The following is a 16,711-nucleotide window of genomic DNA, read 5'->3' as shown; positions in this document are numbered from 1 at the left end:
CTCGCGATTGCGCCGTTTCAGGCGATCATGCGTTGACTGGAATGATGCCTTCGCGGGCAAGCGCGCTCCTACAATGAATCGGCGTTAACACTCGAAATCTGCGCTGTGCACCGATCCGTAGGAGTGAGCTTGCTCGCGATTGCGCCGTTTCAGGCGATCATGCGCTGACTGGAATGATGCCTTCGCGGGCAAGCGCGCTCCTACACTGGATTAGCGTTAACACTCGAAATCTGCGCCGTTCACCGATCCGTAGGAGTGAGCTTGCTCGCGATTGCGCCGTTTCAGGCGATCATGCGTTGACTGGAATGATGCCTTCGCGAGCAAGCTCACTCCTACACTGGATTAGCGTTAACACCCGAAATCTGCGCCGTGCACCGATCCGTAGGAGCGTGGCTTGTCCCGCGATCTGGCGCGCAGCGGCAGCAAGGCTTCAGCCGCCTCACCCTTCTCATTTGCCCCGATGCGTGCGCTCTGCTAGTGTCGCGCCGGTTTAACGTCTACCGGGATAGCCGCCATGGCCCGCAAGAAAGCTGCACTGGATTTCGAACAGTCACTCACGGATTTGCAAACGCTCGTCGAGCGTCTGGAGAACGGTGAGCTGTCGCTGGAAGACTCACTGACCGCCTTCGAACAAGGCATCCGCCTGACCCGCGAGTGCCAGAGCGCGCTGGCCCAGGCCGAGCAAAAAGTGCAGGTCTTGCTGGAGCGCGATGGCGAACTGGCCGAAGAGCCGTTCGACGCGGAACAGCCGGAATGATCGCGGCGTATCAGGCACTCAGCCAGGCCCGCGTCAACGCGGCGCTGGAGACGCTGTTCGATGCGCCCGCCCCTGAATTGACCCGCCTGTACGCCGCCATGCGCTACAGCGTCACCAATGGCGGCAAGCGCGTGCGCCCGCTGCTGGTCTACGCCGCCTGCGAAGCCCTGGGCGGCAACGCCGAGCACGCCAACGGCGCGGCCTGCGCCGTCGAATTGATCCACGCGTATTCGCTGGTACACGACGACCTGCCGGCCATGGACGACGACGATTTGCGTCGCGGCCTGCCCACCACCCATAAAGCCTTTGACGAAGCCTGCGCGATTCTCGCCGGCGACGGTCTGCAGACCCTCGCCTTCAGCGTGCTCAGCGATAACGCACTGACGCCGCAGGACGCCGACACCCGGCTGAAGATGGTCGCCACCCTCGCCCGTGCATCCGGCCCTGCCGGCATGGTGGGCGGACAAGCCATCGATCTGGGTTCCGTCGGACTCAAGCTCGACCAGACAGCGCTGGAATTCATGCACCGGCACAAGACCGGCGCTCTGATCGAAGCCAGCGTCAGGCTCGGCGCCCTGGCCAGCGGCAACGCGACACAGGTTCAATTCGACTCGCTGCAGATCTACGCCCGCGCCATCGGCCTAGCCTTTCAGGTGCAGGACGACATTCTCGACGTCGAAAGCGATACCGCCACGCTGGGCAAACGCCAGGGCGCCGATATTGCCCGCGACAAGCCGACCTACCCAGCGCTGCTGGGCCTGGAAGAAGCCAAGCATTACGCACTTGAATTGCGCGATCATGCCCTTGTGGCGTTGCAACCGTTTGATGAGGCCGCAGAGCCCTTGCGCGCGTTGGCGCGTTATATCGTCGAACGCCGCAGCTAGTCGAACCCCACAACCCTGCGCAGGTCATAGCACTTATCGGGCGCAAGCAGCCTCGCGCTGCAGGCGCCCGATTTCCCCGGCAATCGTTTCCCCTGAGCATCGCATTGCTGCACATCGTGCGCAGCCGGCAACGCATCAGGTAAACTGCCGCTTCTTTTACTTATAACGATTCGCCTGATGCCCACGACGTTCAAAGAGATTCCCCGCGAGCGCCCGTCCACGCCTCTGCTCGACAAGGCAGTGACGCCGGACGGCCTGCGCCGCTTAGGTGAAGCAGAGCTTGAAGCCCTGGCGGATGAACTGCGCCTGGAGCTGCTTTACACCGTTGGCCAGACCGGCGGCCATTTCGGCGCCGGCCTCGGCGTCATCGAACTGACCGTGGCCTTGCACTACGTCTTCGATACCCCCGACGACCGGCTGGTCTGGGACGTCGGTCATCAGGCGTACCCGCACAAGATCCTCACGGGTCGTCGCGAACAAATGTCGACACTGCGCCAGAAAGGCGGTGTGGCGGCATTCCCGCGTCGCAGCGAGAGTGAATACGACACTTTTGGCGTCGGTCACTCCAGCACCTCCATCAGCGCCGCGCTGGGCATGGCGGTCGCCTCCCGCCTGCAAGGCAGCGAGCGCAAGTCCATTGCCGTGATAGGCGACGGCGCACTGACCGCAGGCATGGCCTTCGAGGCGCTGAATCACGCGCCTGAAGTCAACGCTGACATGCTGGTGATCCTCAACGACAACGACATGTCGATCTCGCGCAACGTTGGCGGGCTGTCGAACTACCTGGCGAAAATCCTTTCCAGCCGCACGTACGCAAGCATGCGCGAAGGCAGCAAGAAAGTGCTGTCGCGCCTGCCCGGCGCCTGGGAAATCGCCCGCCGCACCGAGGAATACGCCAAAGGCATGTTGGTGCCCGGCACGCTGTTCGAAGAACTCGGCTGGAACTACATCGGCCCGATCGACGGCCACGACCTGCCTATCCTGATCGCCACCCTGCGTAACATGCGCGACCTCAAGGGTCCGCAGTTCCTGCACGTGGTCACCAAGAAGGGCAAAGGTTTCGCGCCGGCCGAGGTCGATCCGATCGGCTATCACGCCATCACCAAGCTTGACCCGCTGAACGCGCCCGTCGTCCCTAAAAAAGCCGGCGGCCCCAAGTATTCCGGCGTGTTCGGCCAGTGGCTGTGCGACATGGCCGAAGCGGATGAGCGTCTGGTCGGTATCACGCCTGCCATGAAAGAAGGTTCGGATCTGGTCGCGTTCAGCGAACGTTTCCCGGAGCGCTATTTCGACGTCGCCATCGCCGAGCAGCACGCAGTGACGCTGGCAGCGGGCATGGCCTGCGAAGGCGCCAAGCCGGTTGTGGCGATTTATTCGACGTTCCTTCAGCGCGGTTACGACCAGCTGATTCACGACGTCGCCGTGCAGAATCTGGACGTGCTGTTCGCCATCGACCGCGCTGGGCTGGTGGGCGAAGACGGCCCGACCCACGCCGGCAGTTTCGATCTGTCGTACCTGCGTTGCATCCCCGGCATGCTGGTCATGACGCCGAGCGATGAAAACGAGCTGCGCAAGATGCTCACCACCGGCCACCTGTTCAAAGGCCCCGCCGCCGTCCGTTACCCGCGGGGCAACGGCCCCAATGCCGTGATCGAGAGCAGTCTCGAACCGCTGGAAATCGGTAAGGGTGTGGTGCGCCGTCAAGGCAGCAAGGTCGCCATGCTGGTGTTCGGTGTGCAGTTGACCGAAGCACTGATCGTGGCGGAGAAACTCGATGCGACCGTGGTCGACATGCGCTTCGTCAAACCGCTGGACGAGGCACTGGTGCGCGAGATGGCCGCCAGCCACGACTTGCTCGTGACGATCGAAGAAAACGCCATCATGGGCGGCGCGGGTGCGGCAGTCAGCGAGTTTCTGGCGCGGGAGAACATTCTCAAGTCGGTGCTGCACCTTGGCCTGCCCGATGTTTATGTCGAACACGCCAAGCCGGCGCAGATGCTGGCGGAGTGCGGTCTGGATGCTGCCGGGATTGAAGCGTCGATCAACCAGCGCCTGCTGAAGATGTAGTTTTTTTGCAGGCGTGTCCGGGGGGTGGCGTTCCACCTTGCCCGCGAATGCGTTCTATCAGTTGAGACACTTGCAACAGACAGATCGCTTTCGCGGGCAAGCGCGCTCCTACAGTGACCTGTCAAACCAACTGACCCGGCCAACCACAGATTTGTGGGAGTGACCGGGGTGGCGCTCTTCAGGTTTGCGATCAATACGATGACAATTTTCCGCTTCGCCCTCGCCTTCTCCCTCATTCCCGCCACGCAGGCCTATGCCGATCAGCCTGATCGCGAAAGCGCCTTGAAGCTGGACAGCGTGCTGATCAGCGCCAATCGCCAGGTCGAGCAGCGGGACACCAGCAGCGCGGCGAACACCGTGTTCACCCGCGCCGACATTGAGCGCCTGCAACCCGGCAGCGTCACTGACCTGTTGAGTCGCGTGCCCGGCGTACAAGTTGCGCCCAGCGGCGGGCGGGGAAGTCTGCCGGGGATTTTCATTCGCGGAACCAAGGCCGCGCAAAGCCTGGTGTTGGTCGATGGCCAGCGCATTGCCAATGCGACGTCGGCGGACAGTAACCTGCAATACCTCGACGTCGAGCAGATCGAGCGCGTGGAAGTGCTGCGCGGGTCACGTTCGGTCATCTACGGCGCTGACGCCATTGGCGGCGTGATCCAGATCTTCACTCGACGGGGCGCCGAGCAAGGCCTCCAGGCCCGCCTGCATACGGGTTTCGGCAATCGAGGCACGCAGCAGCAGAGCCTCGGCCTGTCGGGCGGCGATCAGCAGACGCACTTCAACCTCAGCACCAGCCTGGATGAAACGGCAGGCATCGACCGCACCGGTCCGTCCTTCGCCAGTGATGTCGACCACGACGCCTACCGCAATAAATCCTTGAGCCTGAACCTCAGCCACTGGCTCAACGACGACGTGGAAGTGGGCTTCAACGCGCTGGATAACCGGGGCAAGACCGAGTTCGACAACCCGTTCGGTCTGTTCGACCCGGTCACGTTCAACACGGTGGGGCAGCAGCAATACAGCAAGTTTGACCTGAGCAGCCTCGGCACCTACGTGGATGCCCGCATCAACCAGACCTGGAAAACCCGCCTGGAGCTGGGCCACAGCGAGAACCGCGAGAAGACGCTGGATAAGCTGAGCGACGATCACTACGTGTTCAACACCTACCGCGACTCGGTCAATTGGCAGAACGACCTGGCCCTGGATGACCGCAACAGCCTGATGCTGGGTGGCGACTGGTACCAGGACCGCGTCAACAGCAGCACGGCGTTCGACGAGGACAGCCGCTGGAACCGCGCGGCGTTCATTCAGCATCGTTTCAAAGGCGAGCACTTCTCCACCGAACTGGGCTTGCGCCACGATCAGAATGAGCAGTTCGGTAGCCAGAACACCTGGAGTGGCACGCTCACCGTTCCGCTCAATGACGCCAACGATGTGCTGCTTTCCTACAGCGAAGGCTTCCGCGCGCCGACGTTCAACGATCTGTATTACCCGGACTTCAGCAACCCGAACCTCAAGCCCGAGCATTCAAAAACCTACGAGCTGCAATGGCGCAGTCGCCTGAGCGACACGGCTCGTCTTGAAGCCTCGCTCTATCGCACTGACCTTCAGGACGCCATCGCCCTCGACAGTGACTTCCGCCCTGAAAATATCGGCTCGGCGCGGATCAATGGTGTCGAAGCATCCCTTGAACAGCAGTTGTTCGGCTGGACCGGCAAGCTGGGCGCGTCGGTCATCGACCCGCGTGATCGAGACACCGGCCATACGCTTAACCGTCGCGCACGCCGCACCCTGAACCTCGATCTCGACCGGCAGTTCGATCGCCTCGGCGTCGGCGCCAGTTGGCAGGCTGTCAGTGACAGTTACAACTACGAGGCCAACACCCAACACATTGGCGGCTACTCCTTGTTCGGGTTGCGCAGCAGCTGGAAAGCCAGCGACGAAGTAAGGCTCGAGTTCAAGCTGGATAACGCCCTGGACAAGCGCTATAGCCGAACGCTGTACAGCTTTGATGGCAGTAATTACGGCTATCGTGAAGAAGGTCGAACGTGGATGTTTGGCGTGACCTGGACGCCGGAGCTGTAGAGTTGCAGCCTGCCTGATCTAGCGCTCTGGCGCTATTAAGCTGCACACCTTCTGCAACGCGCTCACCATCTGCCCGCTGGCTCGCTCAAGGCCTTTGTCGGGCACGGCAATCAGGCGACCGGCCTTCACAGCCTTCAACTGTGACCAGGCGTTCCATCCCGACAGCAATGCAGCATCGCTGACCAGAATCACGTCCGGGTCGCGCTGCAGGACTGACTCGAGACTGACCTGCGGCGCCGGCAGTTTGAGGTCATCAAAGACGTTGCGTGCGCCGCACACGGTCAGTGCATCACTGATGATCTGCCCCCCGCCTACCGTGTAGAGCGGCTGATCCCACACTTGGTAAAAGACTTTCAACGGGGCATCGCGTCGATACCGCTCACGCAACGCGGCCAATCGCTGACGAAAATCTGCCGCGACTTGACGCCCACGATCCGCACGGCCGAGGCGCTCGCCCATCTGCTCAATCTGGTCAGCCAGCTCGTTCAGCGTGTGGGGCTCGGCGGTGTAGGTGGGAATGTTCAGGCGCTTCAGTTGGTCGCGCTGGGCCACGCTGACGCTGCCGGGCCAGAGCAGCAGAAGATCCGGCTGCAAACTGAGCAAACCCTCGATGTCGAGCTGGCCGTATCGACCCACCGAAGGCAGGCCCACTCCTTTTTCCGGACGCGGGCCGCCGTCCAGTACGCCGACCAACAGATCGGCGGCATCCAGTTCGATCACGATTTCAGTCAGAGAGGGTGCGAGGCTGACTACCCGCTGGGCAGCGCCGGCCTGACAGGCGATCAGCAACAGCAGGCTAGCAATCAGTGACCGCATCAAGCGCGTCCAGCCGGCGCCACACCACGGCGCAGGCTGCCGGGCGTCACGCTGGATCGACTTCGCTCTGATGCTCATTGCCCATCATGTGGCCCAGCTTGCCGGCCTTGGTCGCCAGATACAGCTTGTTATGCGGATTGTGGCCCGTGTGCAGCGGCACGCGCTCGGCGACGGTGATGCCCATGTCGGTGAGCGCTTTGACCTTTCGTGGATTATTGGTCATCAAACGCAGGGACTTGATGCCCAAGTGCTCCAGCATCGGCAGGCAAATGCCGTAATCGCGCTGGTCAGCGGCGAAGCCCAGCCGCTCGTTCGCCTCAACGGTGTCGGCACCGCCATCCTGCAATTCATACGCGCGGATCTTGTTCATCAGGCCTATGCCGCGGCCTTCCTGGCGCAGGTACAACAGCACGCCACGGCCCTCGGCAGCGATGGCGCGCAACGCCGCTTCAAGCTGGGAACCGCAATCGCAGCGCTGACTGAACAGCGCATCACCGGTCAGGCATTCGGAATGCACACGGCCGAGTACCGGGGCGCCATCTGACACATCGCCGAGGGTCAGCACGACATGTTCGCGACCGTTTTCCTGCTCGAGAAAGCCGTTCATCTTGAAAGTGGCAAAAGGGGTAGGCAGCTTGGAAGCCGCGACAAATACGACGGGCACCGGGTGCTCCTGATCTGTATGAGGGCTGGAAATTCGCAACATTGTAACAGCAGGTTCCGACAGACGCTTAGGCTGAATTGTTGGCCAATCAGATCAACACGTTTGATCAGTGGGCAGCGCCGGTACCGGATTGATGACCGTCTGTGTCGAACGGATACGGATGTTTCCAGCGTGCAAAGATCGGGCGCAGCTTGCCGCTGCCTACCAGATCACCCATCCGAACGTCGAACAGATCCCGCAGCGCGTGCCCTCGCGGGGTGTCTGCGAAGCTCAGGTACAAAGGGATGACAGTGAGGTAGGTCACGCGATAGCGTTGGGGATCATTGCTTTGGGCGAGGATGAAGTCCATCTCCGGCTTGGCATCGATGTACAGGTCCGCGCGCCCGTATTCGAGCATCGGCAGAATGTGATCGCGCCGGGCGACTTCATTGAAGTGCATCACGTTAGGCAGATAGTGCTGAAACTCGTAGCCGCGCACCCAGGCCAGGCGATATTTGCCCAGCGTCTGCAGCGAAGGGAGCGGATTCGACGCCAGGCTCAGCGTGTAGATCTCGTCATTGTCGTAGTGCCACTTCGAATAAAGCGTGCCCCCGACCTCATCCTTGTAGGCGGCAATCCAGGCATCGGCCTCGCCGCGCTGCACCAGCCCGACCGCGCGCGTATAGGGCTCGATGCGCTGCTCGACCTTGACCCCGGCGGGCTCGAAGATCTCGCGCATCAGGTCCCAACCCAGCCCCGTGCCGTCTGTTTCTGTGTAGCCAATCCAGTGCTCGCTCACCAGCAGGATGTCAGAGGGTTTGCCGGGCAACGTAGCAGGGGCTGCCGCAGCGGCACTCGCCCAGACAGTCGTCATTGACAACGCCAGACCCAGAAGCCATCCCACACCTGAACGCCTCATGGGCGCAGCCCCTATATCACGGCCCACAGCCAGACCAGCCCTTGCATGGCAAGCCATGCGAACACACCGGCCAAGACATCATCGAGCATGATGCCGACGCCGCCGTGCACGTGCTTGTCGATCCAGTGGATGGGCCAGGGCTTGAGGATGTCGAAAAAGCGGAACACGAGGAAACCCACCAGCAGCCATACCCAACCTTCGGGCACCAGCCACAAGGTGATCCACATGCCGACCATTTCGTCCCAGACGATGCCTTCGTGGTCGTGGACGCGCAGGTCGTCGGCCACCTTGCCGCACAGCCAGAAGCCGAACAGCATGGTCAGGCCGAGCATCAGCCAATAGCCCCAGTCCGGCAGCATTTGCCACAGCGGAATAAACGGCACGGCGACCATCGAGCCCCAGGTGCCGGGCGCTTTGGGGAGTGTGCCGGAGCCGAAACCGAAGGCCAGGAAATGCCACGGATTGGTCCATACCGACGGTGGAACGTTTTCCGCCGGGACCTGATTAGGATGATCTGTCACCGTGTCTCCTGAAAATGTTGATAGCCCCGAGTCAACGGGGTGACGTCCTGCCCAAGTGCGTCAATCAGCGCCACGCCGTGACCTTCGACCACTCGACCCAGAACGAAAACAGGCAAGCCGGAAGCCTGTAGTTCAGCCAGCCATGAGGGCGGCAACGTGAAAGCCAGTCTGTAGTCGTCGCCCCCACTGAGCGCGGCGTTCAACGCCGCGTCAGGCCCGAAAAAACTCAGCAGTGCGTCGGACATCGGCACTTTGTCGCGTTCAACGAGCAAGCGTACGCCCGATGCCGTGGCGATGTGTCCGCAATCGGCGAGCAGTCCGTCGGAGATGTCCAGCGCCGCGCTGGCCTTGCCGCGCAACGCGATGCCCAGCTCGAACTGTGGCTGCGGCGACCAGTACCGCGCCAGCAAGGCCTGAGTGGTAGACGCCTCGGTGCTGCGCTGGTTCAACACCAACGGCAGCGCCCCGGCCGCGTCACCCAGAGGACCGCCCACGCACAACACATCGCCAGGCCGCGCGCCGCTTCGAGTCAAGGCCTGCCCGGTCGGGACGGTGCCGAAGACCGTGAGGGTCAGGCTCAAAGGACCGCGCGTGGTGTCGCCGCCGATCAGGCGCAGGCCGCAGCTCTGGGCCATCGTATTCAAACCGCGAGCGAATGCTTCCAGCCAGTCGGCGGAAACCTGCGGCAGGGTCAGGGCAAGGGTAAATGCGAGGGGACTGGCGCCCATGGCGGCCAGGTCGCTGGCCGAGACGCCGAGTGCGCGCTGGCCGAGCAGGAAAGGATCGCAGACGTCGGGGAAATGCACCCCGGCGACCAGCGTGTCAGTGGAGACGGCGAGTTGCTCGCCAGCGGCCACCGACAACAGGGCGCAGTCGTCGCCGATGCCCAGTGCAACGCCTTCGCCGGGCTGCGCGCAGGGCGCAGCGGCAAAGTAATTGCGGATCAGCTCGAACTCGCCCATGGCGGAGACGCTCAGGTTCTGGAGAAACCCAGAAGCCTCAGCGCTTGTGCGCCTTCACTTCGACTTCGCGCAAACGCGGAGCCAGCTTGTCGAGCACGCCGTTGACGAACTTGTGGCCGTCGGTCGAACCGTAGACTTTCGCCAGCTCGATCCCTTCGTTGATGACCACACGATACGGCACGTCGATGCGCTCGAGCAGTTCCCAGGTCGACAGGCGCAATACCGCCAGTTCAACCGGGTCCAGCTCTTCGATGGTCAGGTCCAGGCAAGGCGCCAGTGCAGCGTCGATCTTGTCCTGATTGGCCGGGACACCGTGAAGGATGTCGTGGAAATAGCTGGCATCGACAGAGGTGAAGTCGTTGTCGACGCGAAACTGTGCTTCGATTTCGTTCAGCGACTGACCCGCCATGTGGCGCTGGTACAGGGCCTGCATCGCCATCTGGCGAGCCGCACGGCGCTTTTCGCTCTTGGATGGCTTGCCAGCGTCTGCCGCACGTGGATCACGCGGGTTGAACTGATCGCTTTCGTCGTTAATCACTTGGCCTCCAACTGCGCCAACAGGCTGACCATCTCAATGGCGGACAGCGCAGCTTCAGCGCCTTTGTTACCGGCCTTGGTGCCGGAACGCTCGATCGCCTGTTCGATGGAATCGACAGTCAGTACGCCGAAAGCGACCGGCACGCCGAATTCCATGGACACCTGGGACAGGCCCTTGGTGCATTCGCCAGCGACGTATTCGAAGTGCGGGGTGCCGCCACGAATGACGGCGCCCAGGGCGATGATGGCGGCGAATTCGCTGCGTTGAGCGACCTTCTGCACAACCAGCGGGATTTCGAACGCGCCCGGTGCGCGAATGATGGTGATGTCGCTTTCGCTCACGCCATGGCGAACCAGGGCATCAACGGCGCCGCTGACGAGGCTTTCGACGACGAAGCTGTTGAAGCGGCCAACCACCAGGGCATAGCGACCTTGGGGGGCGATGAAGGTACCTTCGATGGTCTTCAGGGTCATTCGGCTGAGTCTCGTGTTCTCGTATTAAAGAGCATGAAAGCGCGCATCGGGCGCGCGCTTTCAGGGATTTTAGGCCACGAATCGGGCGACTGCAGGGACAAAAACCACCAACGGCTGAACGCTGTCGGGGGCCTGTCACCTGCCGGTCTTTATTCGGAGGGCACGTATTCTACAACTTCCAGATCGAAACCGGATATCGCATTGAACTTCATTGGCGAACTCATCAGGCGCATTTTGCGCACGCCGAGGTCACGAAGGATCTGTGAACCGGCACCGACCGTGCTGTAAGTGGTCGGTGTTTTGATCGGGGTGCCGCCAGCGGTTTCACGCACATGGGCCAGAACCGTGTCGCCATCGAGCGGGTGACCGAGCAGCAGCACGACACCGCTGCCGGCCTCGGCCACGGTCTTCATGGCAGCGCGCAGGCTCCAGCGGCCGGGCTGTCTGACCATCAACAGGTCGCGCAGCGGGTCCATGTTATGCACGCGAACCAGCGTCGCTTCTTCTGCGCAGATCTTGCCCAGCGTCAGCGCCAAATGCACATCGCCTTCGACGGAATCGCGGTAGGTCACCAGATTGAAATGGCCCAGTTCGCTGTCCAGCGGCTGCTCGGCAATCCGCTGAACGGTACGTTCGTGGATCATCCGGTAATGGATAAGGTCAGCGATGGTGCCGATCTTGATGTTGTGCTCGGCCGCGAAAGCTTCCAGTTCAGTACGACGGGACATGGTGCCGTCGTCGTTCATGACTTCGCAGATCACGCCAGTCGGCTCGAAACCGGCCATGCGCGCCAGGTCGCATGCCGCTTCGGTATGGCCTGCGCGGGACAGCGTGCCGCCAGCCTGGGCCATCAGCGGGAAAATGTGGCCCGGGCTGACGATGTCATCGGCCTTCGCGTCTTTGGCAGCAGCGGCCTGAACGGTGCGCGCGCGGTCGGCGGCGGAAATCCCGGTGGTCACGCCCTCGGCGGCTTCGATGGACACGGTGAACTTGGTGCCGAAGCCCGAACCATTGCGCTGCGCCATCAGCGGCAGCTTCAGCGTCTCGCAGCGCTCGCGGGTCATCGGCATGCAGATCAGGCCACGGGCGTAACGCGCCATGAAGTTGATGTGCTCGGCCTTGACGCACTCGGAGGCCATGATCAGATCGCCTTCATTCTCACGGTCTTCGTCATCCATGAGGATGACCATCTTGCCTTGGCGAATGTCTTCAACCAGTTCTTCGATGCTGTTGAGCGCCACGCGGCACCCCCTTCGATTCAGGATTTGAGGTAGCCGTTGGCGGCCAGAAAGCTTTCAGTGATGTTGCCGCCCTGGGCCGGCGTCGGATCAGCCGCTTTGTCACCGAGCAACAAACGCTCGAGGTAACGCGCCAGCAGATCGACTTCCAGGTTGATTTTACGGCCCGGGCTGTAGTCGCCCATGATGGTTTCGGCGAGCGTGTGCGGAACGATGGTCAGCTCGAACTCGGCGCCGTTGACCGCATTCACGGTCAGGCTGGTGCCGTCGATGGTGATCGAGCCTTTGTGGGAGATGTACTTGGCCAGCTCGCGGGGTGCGCGCATGCGGAACTGAATGGCACGGGCGTTTTCTTCGCGGGAGAGCACTTCGCCGACGCCATCGACGTGGCCGCTGACCAGATGGCCGCCCAGGCGAGTGGTCGGGGTCAGGGCTTTTTCCAGATTGACCCGGCTGCCGGTCTTGAGATCGACGAACGCGGTGACGTTCAGGGTCTCGCGGCTGACGTCAGCCCAGAAGCCGTCGCCTGGCAATTCAACGGCGGTCAGGCAGACGCCGTTGACCGCGATGCTGTCGCCCAGCTTCACGTCGGAAAGGTCAAGCTTGCCGGTCTCTACGTAAACGCGGACGTCGCCGCCTTTCGGAGTGATGGCGCGGATGCTGCCGATGGATTCGATGATGCCGGTAAACATGGGTGCTCCTGGAAAACAGGGCCAGCGCTGAACGCGGAAGCCGGAATTATACGCCGGGGTGCGACGCGGGTATCGCAATGACTCGCCAGTCATTGCCGACCGCGCGCATTTCGACAATCTTGAGTTCGAGCGCTTCGCTCATTTGCGCCATCGGCAGGTCCAGCAACGGTCGCGCCGACGAGCCCATGAACTTGCCCGCCACGAAGATCTGGTATTCATCCACCAGGCCCAACCGGGTAAACGCGCCGGCGAGTTTAGGGCCAGCCTCTACCAACACGTCGTTGACGCCGCGGGCGGCCAGTTCGATCAGCAGTTTGCGCAGGTCGACGTGTCCGCCACTGCTCGGCAGCGCCAGCATTTCGTGGCCTTCGTCGTGGTAACGCTCGCGGGCCGAGGCTGCCGCGCAAGTCACTACCAGCGCATTGCCCGCTTTAAAGAAAGGCGCATCAAGTGGCACCCGCAAACGCCCGTCGATCAACACGCGCAACGGCGGTCGGGTCGCGGACAATGCGGTGAGTTCGGCGTTCAGGCCCAATTCGTCAGGCCGAACGGTGAGTCGCGCGTTGTCGGCCAGCACGGTATCGGCGCCGGTCAGCACCACACTCGACTGGGCTCGCAGGCGCTGCACAGCCGAGCGCGCTTCGGGGCCGGTGATCCACTGGCTTTCGCCGCTGGCCATGGCCGTGCGGCCGTCGAGGCTCATCGCCAGCTTCACCCGCACGTAGGGCAGGCCGTGTTCCATGCGTTTGAGAAACCCTTTGTTCAGCGCCCGCGCTTCGCTTTCGAGCACGCCGCTCTGTACCGCAATTCCCGCGCCCATGAGGCGCAACAGGCCACGGCCGGCGACGTCGGGATTGGGGTCTTGCATCGCGGCCACCACACGCGCCACACCGGCGTTGACCAGCGCGTCGGCGCACGGCGGGGTGCGGCCATGATGACTGCAGGGCTCGAGGGTGACGTAAGCGGTCGCATCCTTTGCCTTGTCGCCCGCCTGGCGCAGCGCATGCACCTCGGCATGGGGTTCACCGGCGCGGACGTGCCAGCCTTCACCGACAATCTCGCCATCACGCACGATCACGCAGCCGACACGCGGGTTGGGGTGCGTCGAGTAGGCGCCCTTGCGCGCCAGTTCCAGCGCCCGTGCCATATAGGCTGCGTCGAGCACGCTTTGCTCTGTGGTGGTCATGCTCACTCTTTAACCGGCTCGCGAGCCAGTCGGTCGATTTCTTCGCGGAATTCGTTGAGGTCCTGAAACCGCCGATAAACAGAAGCAAAGCGGATGTAGGCCACCTCGTCGAGTTTTTGCAGCTCGCCCATGACCAGCTCACCGACGATCAGCGATTTGACCTCGCGCTCGCCGGTCGCGCGCAGCTTGCTTTGGATGTGGGCCAGGGCCGCTTCCAGACGTTCGACGCTGACCGGACGCTTTTCCAGCGCGCGCTGCATACCGGCGCGCAGCTTCTCTTCGTCGAAGGGCTGACGGCTGCCGTCCTGCTTGATCAGCCGGGGCAGAACCAGTTCAGCGGTTTCGAATGTGGTGAAGCGTTCTTCGCAGGCGACGCATTCGCGGCGGCGGCGAACCTGATCGCCTTCAGCAACGAGGCGCGAGTCAATGACTTTGGTGTCGTTGGCACCGCAAAAGGGACAGTGCATGGTGGCAGGCAACAAAAAAAGGGAGGGCCATGGTAGCGCATCTCGCTGGCAAGACAAGTGCGAGGCTTTGAGGTATATAGACGCGCATTCAGTGCGGTGAAACCCGCCGCACTCAGCGATACTGCGCCATCCCGTGCGTAACTCGCCCGCCTTCTGCTTTTTCTGGAGCTGTTCATGACGCTACGTACGCTTGCTGTAATCAGCCTTGTGGGCCTGCTCGCTGCCTGCAGCACGGCCGAGGCGCCGAAACCTGCCGCGCCCGCCAAGCCTGCCCCTAACGCCATCACGCTGCCGGAGGGGCAAGGTCCGTTGCAGCCGTTCCAGCGCGAATTGAGCGGCCAGTTGCTGGGCGTGCCGGCCGGCGCAGAAGTCGAGCTGGCGTTGCTGGTCATTGACGATCGCAACCGCCCGCAGAAGCTGCTGACCAGCACCAAGCTGGTGGGGAACAACCAGTCGCTGCCGTTTCAGCTGCGTTTCAATCCGGAAGCTTTCCCGGTGGGAGCACGGGTTGAACTGCGCGGCCGCGCCAGCAAGTCGGGTCAGTTGATTCTGCATCTGCCGTCCGTGCTGATCACCCAACCCACCACTCAGGCGCTGGGTCAGCTGCAATTCGCAACCGCGCCGTGACCGCCCCGCTCCACCTGCAAGCCGCATTGAGCGAGCTGTTGGGCGATGCGCAGCTGGTGGCCGAAGCTCTGCCGGGGACGGACCTGACGTTGTGGCTGATCGACGCGAACAATATGGATCGCGCGTTCAGCCCTGAAGAAACCCGGCGCATTCTCGAAGACCCGCCCTACTGGAGTTTTTGCTGGGCCAGTGGCCTGGCGCTGGCGCGCTTTCTCGCCGAGCAGCCGCAGTGGGTCGCGGGCAAGCGGGTGCTGGATTTCGGGGCGGGGTCTGGGGTCGCAGGCATTGCGGCGATGAAAGCCGGGGCGCTTGAAGTGGTCGCCTGTGATCTCGATCCGTTGGCGATCGAGGCCTGCCGCGCGAATGCCGAGCTGAACGGCGTGACGCTTGAGTATTCACGCGACTTCTTCGCCGAGCACGATCGTTTCGACCTTATTCTGGTGGCCGACGTGCTGTACGACCGCGCCAACCTGCCGCTGCTGGATCAGTTTCTCAGTCGTGGGAAACAAGCGTTGGTGGCCGATTCCCGGGTGCGGGACTTTCAGCATCCTCTGTATGAGCGGCTGGGGATTCTGGAGGCGCTGACGCTGCCGGATCTGGCCGAGCCGTGGGAGTTTCGCAGGGTGAGTCTTTATCACGCGCAGCGACAGGCCTGAACTGACCTGACCCACCCCGTAGGAGCGTGGCTTGTCCCGCGATCTGGCGCGCAGCGGCAACAACCCACCCAACACGGTGCGTCAGCCTTACCCAGTTGACCCGTTTTACGACGACTTCGTCGCCGATCGCGGGACAAGCCACGCTCCCACAGGTCATCGGCAAACCGCACATCTGCTGTCGCGCTTCCGACAATCCCCACAGCGCTTTATAGTTCGCGCCATCAAGCCTTTTTTCGAGACCCGCGATGAGCCAGGACACGCCGTACATCTTCGATGCGACCACCGCCACTTTCGATCAGATGGTCATCGAGAATTCTTTTCACAAACCCGTGCTGGTGGATTTCTGGGCTGAGTGGTGTGCGCCGTGCAAGGTGCTGATGCCGCTGCTGCAACAGATTGCTGAGAGCTATCAGGGCGAACTGCTGCTGGCCAAGGTCGATTGCGATGCTGAACAGGACATCGTGGCGCGCTTCGGCATTCGCAGCCTGCCCACGGTGGTGCTGTTCAAGGACGGTCAGCCGGTCGATGGCTTCTCCGGTGCCCAACCTGAATCGCAAATCCGCGCGCTGCTTGAGCCCCATGTGCAGATGCCGCCGCCAGCCGCCGCCGACCCGCTGAAAACCGCCCAGGCGATGTTCGCCGAGAGCCATTTCGCCGAAGCCGAAGCGGTGCTGCAGACCATCCTCGCCGAGGACAACACCAACGCTGCCGCGCTGATTCTGTATGCCCGCTGCCTGGCCGAACGCGGCGAGCTGACGGAAGCCCGTACGGTGCTGGATGCGGTTAAAAGCGATGAGCACAAGGCCGCGCTGGCCGGGGCGAAGGCACAATTGACGTTCCTGGCTGAGGCCGCCGCGTTGCCTGATGTCGCCGAGTTGAAGTCGCGCCTGGCGCAGAACCCGCAGGACGATGAAGCCGCGCACCAGCTGGCGATCCAGCAATTGTCCCGTCAGCAATACGAAGCTGCGCTGGAGGGACTGCTCAAGCTGTTCATCCGCAACCGTAGCTACAACGAAGGCCAGCCGCACAAGACGCTGCTGCAGGTGTTTGACTTGCTGGGCAACGATCACCCGCTGGTAACTACGTATCGTCGTCGGTTGTTTGCGGCGCTTTACTAGCCTTCCCGGCTGAAGCCGGCCCTTTGATAGACGGAGAAAGTCCCAAGGAATGTACGCGGTCTACT

At 62.4% G+C, this 16,711-nt stretch carries 18 protein-coding genes; 7 read left to right on the top strand and 11 right to left on the bottom strand.

What is annotated here, in order from left to right:
• Positions 1–514: 514 nt before the first annotated feature.
• The 4 genes from ACYAR8_RS15225 to ACYAR8_RS15210 all read left to right on the top strand — a co-directional run bounded on the left by ACYAR8_RS15225 (position 515) and on the right by ACYAR8_RS15210 (position 5,790).
• Positions 515–757 (top strand): exodeoxyribonuclease VII small subunit, encoded by a 243-nt coding sequence (locus tag ACYAR8_RS15225; RefSeq protein WP_062384761.1) that lies wholly within the window; start codon positions 515–517, stop codon positions 755–757.
• On the top strand, positions 754–1,641 hold the full coding sequence (ispA, locus tag ACYAR8_RS15220) for a (2E,6E)-farnesyl diphosphate synthase (RefSeq protein ID WP_463580319.1): 888 nt from the start codon (positions 754–756) through the stop codon (positions 1,639–1,641). Before ACYAR8_RS15225 ends, ispA begins: the two co-directional genes overlap by 4 nt.
• 177 nt (positions 1,642–1,818) lie before the next feature.
• On the top strand, positions 1,819–3,708 hold the full coding sequence (gene dxs / locus ACYAR8_RS15215; RefSeq protein WP_463580318.1) for a 1-deoxy-D-xylulose-5-phosphate synthase: 1,890 nt from the start codon (positions 1,819–1,821) through the stop codon (positions 3,706–3,708).
• 198 nt (positions 3,709–3,906) lie between these two features.
• Complete coding sequence (locus tag ACYAR8_RS15210; protein ID WP_463580317.1) at positions 3,907–5,790, top strand: TonB-dependent receptor domain-containing protein; 1,884 nt, start codon at positions 3,907–3,909, stop codon at positions 5,788–5,790.
• 18 nt (positions 5,791–5,808) lie between these two features.
• Here ACYAR8_RS15210 and ACYAR8_RS15205 read toward each other — a convergent pair whose 3' ends face one another.
• The 11 genes from ACYAR8_RS15205 to nrdR form a co-directional block, all read right to left on the bottom strand.
• Positions 5,809–6,606, bottom strand: a complete 798-nt coding sequence (locus ACYAR8_RS15205; protein ID WP_463580321.1) for a cobalamin-binding protein — start codon at positions 6,604–6,606, stop codon at positions 5,809–5,811.
• A gap of 46 nt (positions 6,607–6,652) precedes the next feature.
• A complete protein-coding gene (gene ribA, locus ACYAR8_RS15200) occupies positions 6,653–7,270 on the bottom strand; it encodes a GTP cyclohydrolase II (RefSeq protein ID WP_074891807.1) in 618 nt (205 codons plus the stop codon).
• A 106-nt stretch (positions 7,271–7,376) separates the two neighbouring features.
• Positions 7,377–8,123 (bottom strand): substrate-binding periplasmic protein, encoded by a 747-nt coding sequence (locus tag ACYAR8_RS15195; protein ID WP_463580316.1) that lies wholly within the window; start codon positions 8,121–8,123, stop codon positions 7,377–7,379.
• A 56-nt stretch (positions 8,124–8,179) separates the two neighbouring features.
• On the bottom strand, positions 8,180–8,689 hold the full coding sequence (locus tag ACYAR8_RS15190) for a phosphatidylglycerophosphatase A family protein (RefSeq protein ID WP_265388132.1): 510 nt from the start codon (positions 8,687–8,689) through the stop codon (positions 8,180–8,182).
• Entirely contained in the window at positions 8,686–9,651 is a 966-nt protein-coding gene (gene thiL / locus ACYAR8_RS15185) for a thiamine-phosphate kinase (RefSeq protein ID WP_463580315.1), read from the bottom strand. The genes ACYAR8_RS15190 and thiL overlap by 4 nt, the downstream gene beginning before the upstream one ends.
• 37 nt (positions 9,652–9,688) lie before the next feature.
• On the bottom strand, positions 9,689–10,189 hold the full coding sequence (gene nusB, locus ACYAR8_RS15180; protein WP_065988429.1) for a transcription antitermination factor NusB: 501 nt from the start codon (positions 10,187–10,189) through the stop codon (positions 9,689–9,691).
• Positions 10,186–10,662, bottom strand: coding sequence for a 6,7-dimethyl-8-ribityllumazine synthase (gene ribH, locus ACYAR8_RS15175; RefSeq protein WP_037017809.1), 477 nt, complete (start codon positions 10,660–10,662; stop codon positions 10,186–10,188). The genes nusB and ribH overlap by 4 nt, the downstream gene beginning before the upstream one ends.
• 149 nt (positions 10,663–10,811) lie before the next feature.
• Positions 10,812–11,903 (bottom strand): bifunctional 3,4-dihydroxy-2-butanone-4-phosphate synthase/GTP cyclohydrolase II, encoded by a 1,092-nt coding sequence (gene ribBA / locus ACYAR8_RS15170; protein ID WP_074891801.1) that lies wholly within the window; start codon positions 11,901–11,903, stop codon positions 10,812–10,814.
• 17 nt (positions 11,904–11,920) lie between these two features.
• A complete protein-coding gene (locus tag ACYAR8_RS15165; RefSeq protein ID WP_074891799.1) occupies positions 11,921–12,592 on the bottom strand; it encodes a riboflavin synthase in 672 nt (223 codons plus the stop codon).
• A gap of 46 nt (positions 12,593–12,638) precedes the next feature.
• On the bottom strand, positions 12,639–13,778 hold the full coding sequence (gene ribD, locus ACYAR8_RS15160; protein ID WP_463580314.1) for a bifunctional diaminohydroxyphosphoribosylaminopyrimidine deaminase/5-amino-6-(5-phosphoribosylamino)uracil reductase RibD: 1,140 nt from the start codon (positions 13,776–13,778) through the stop codon (positions 12,639–12,641).
• Positions 13,779–13,780: 2 nt separating this feature from the next.
• Positions 13,781–14,245 (bottom strand): transcriptional regulator NrdR, encoded by a 465-nt coding sequence (nrdR, locus tag ACYAR8_RS15155; RefSeq protein ID WP_463580313.1) that lies wholly within the window; start codon positions 14,243–14,245, stop codon positions 13,781–13,783.
• Between the two features lie 174 nt (positions 14,246–14,419).
• On the opposite strand from nrdR, the gene ACYAR8_RS15150 reads away from it, so the two are divergent.
• From ACYAR8_RS15150 to trxA, 3 genes are all read left to right on the top strand, one after another.
• On the top strand, positions 14,420–14,872 hold the full coding sequence (locus tag ACYAR8_RS15150) for a hypothetical protein (RefSeq protein ID WP_463580312.1): 453 nt from the start codon (positions 14,420–14,422) through the stop codon (positions 14,870–14,872).
• Positions 14,869–15,528, top strand: a complete 660-nt coding sequence (locus ACYAR8_RS15145) for a class I SAM-dependent methyltransferase (RefSeq protein WP_074891791.1) — start codon at positions 14,869–14,871, stop codon at positions 15,526–15,528. The genes ACYAR8_RS15150 and ACYAR8_RS15145 overlap by 4 nt, the downstream gene beginning before the upstream one ends.
• Positions 15,529–15,773: 245 nt before the next feature.
• On the top strand, positions 15,774–16,646 hold the full coding sequence (gene trxA / locus ACYAR8_RS15140; protein ID WP_192173806.1) for a thioredoxin: 873 nt from the start codon (positions 15,774–15,776) through the stop codon (positions 16,644–16,646).
• The last annotated feature ends 65 nt before the right edge of the window (positions 16,647–16,711 follow it).

It is taken from the genome of Pseudomonas sp. HP_01 (assembly GCF_055284355.1).
Note: the sequence above shows the minus strand (reverse complement) of the source record. Positions and strands in the feature narration are given on the sequence as shown.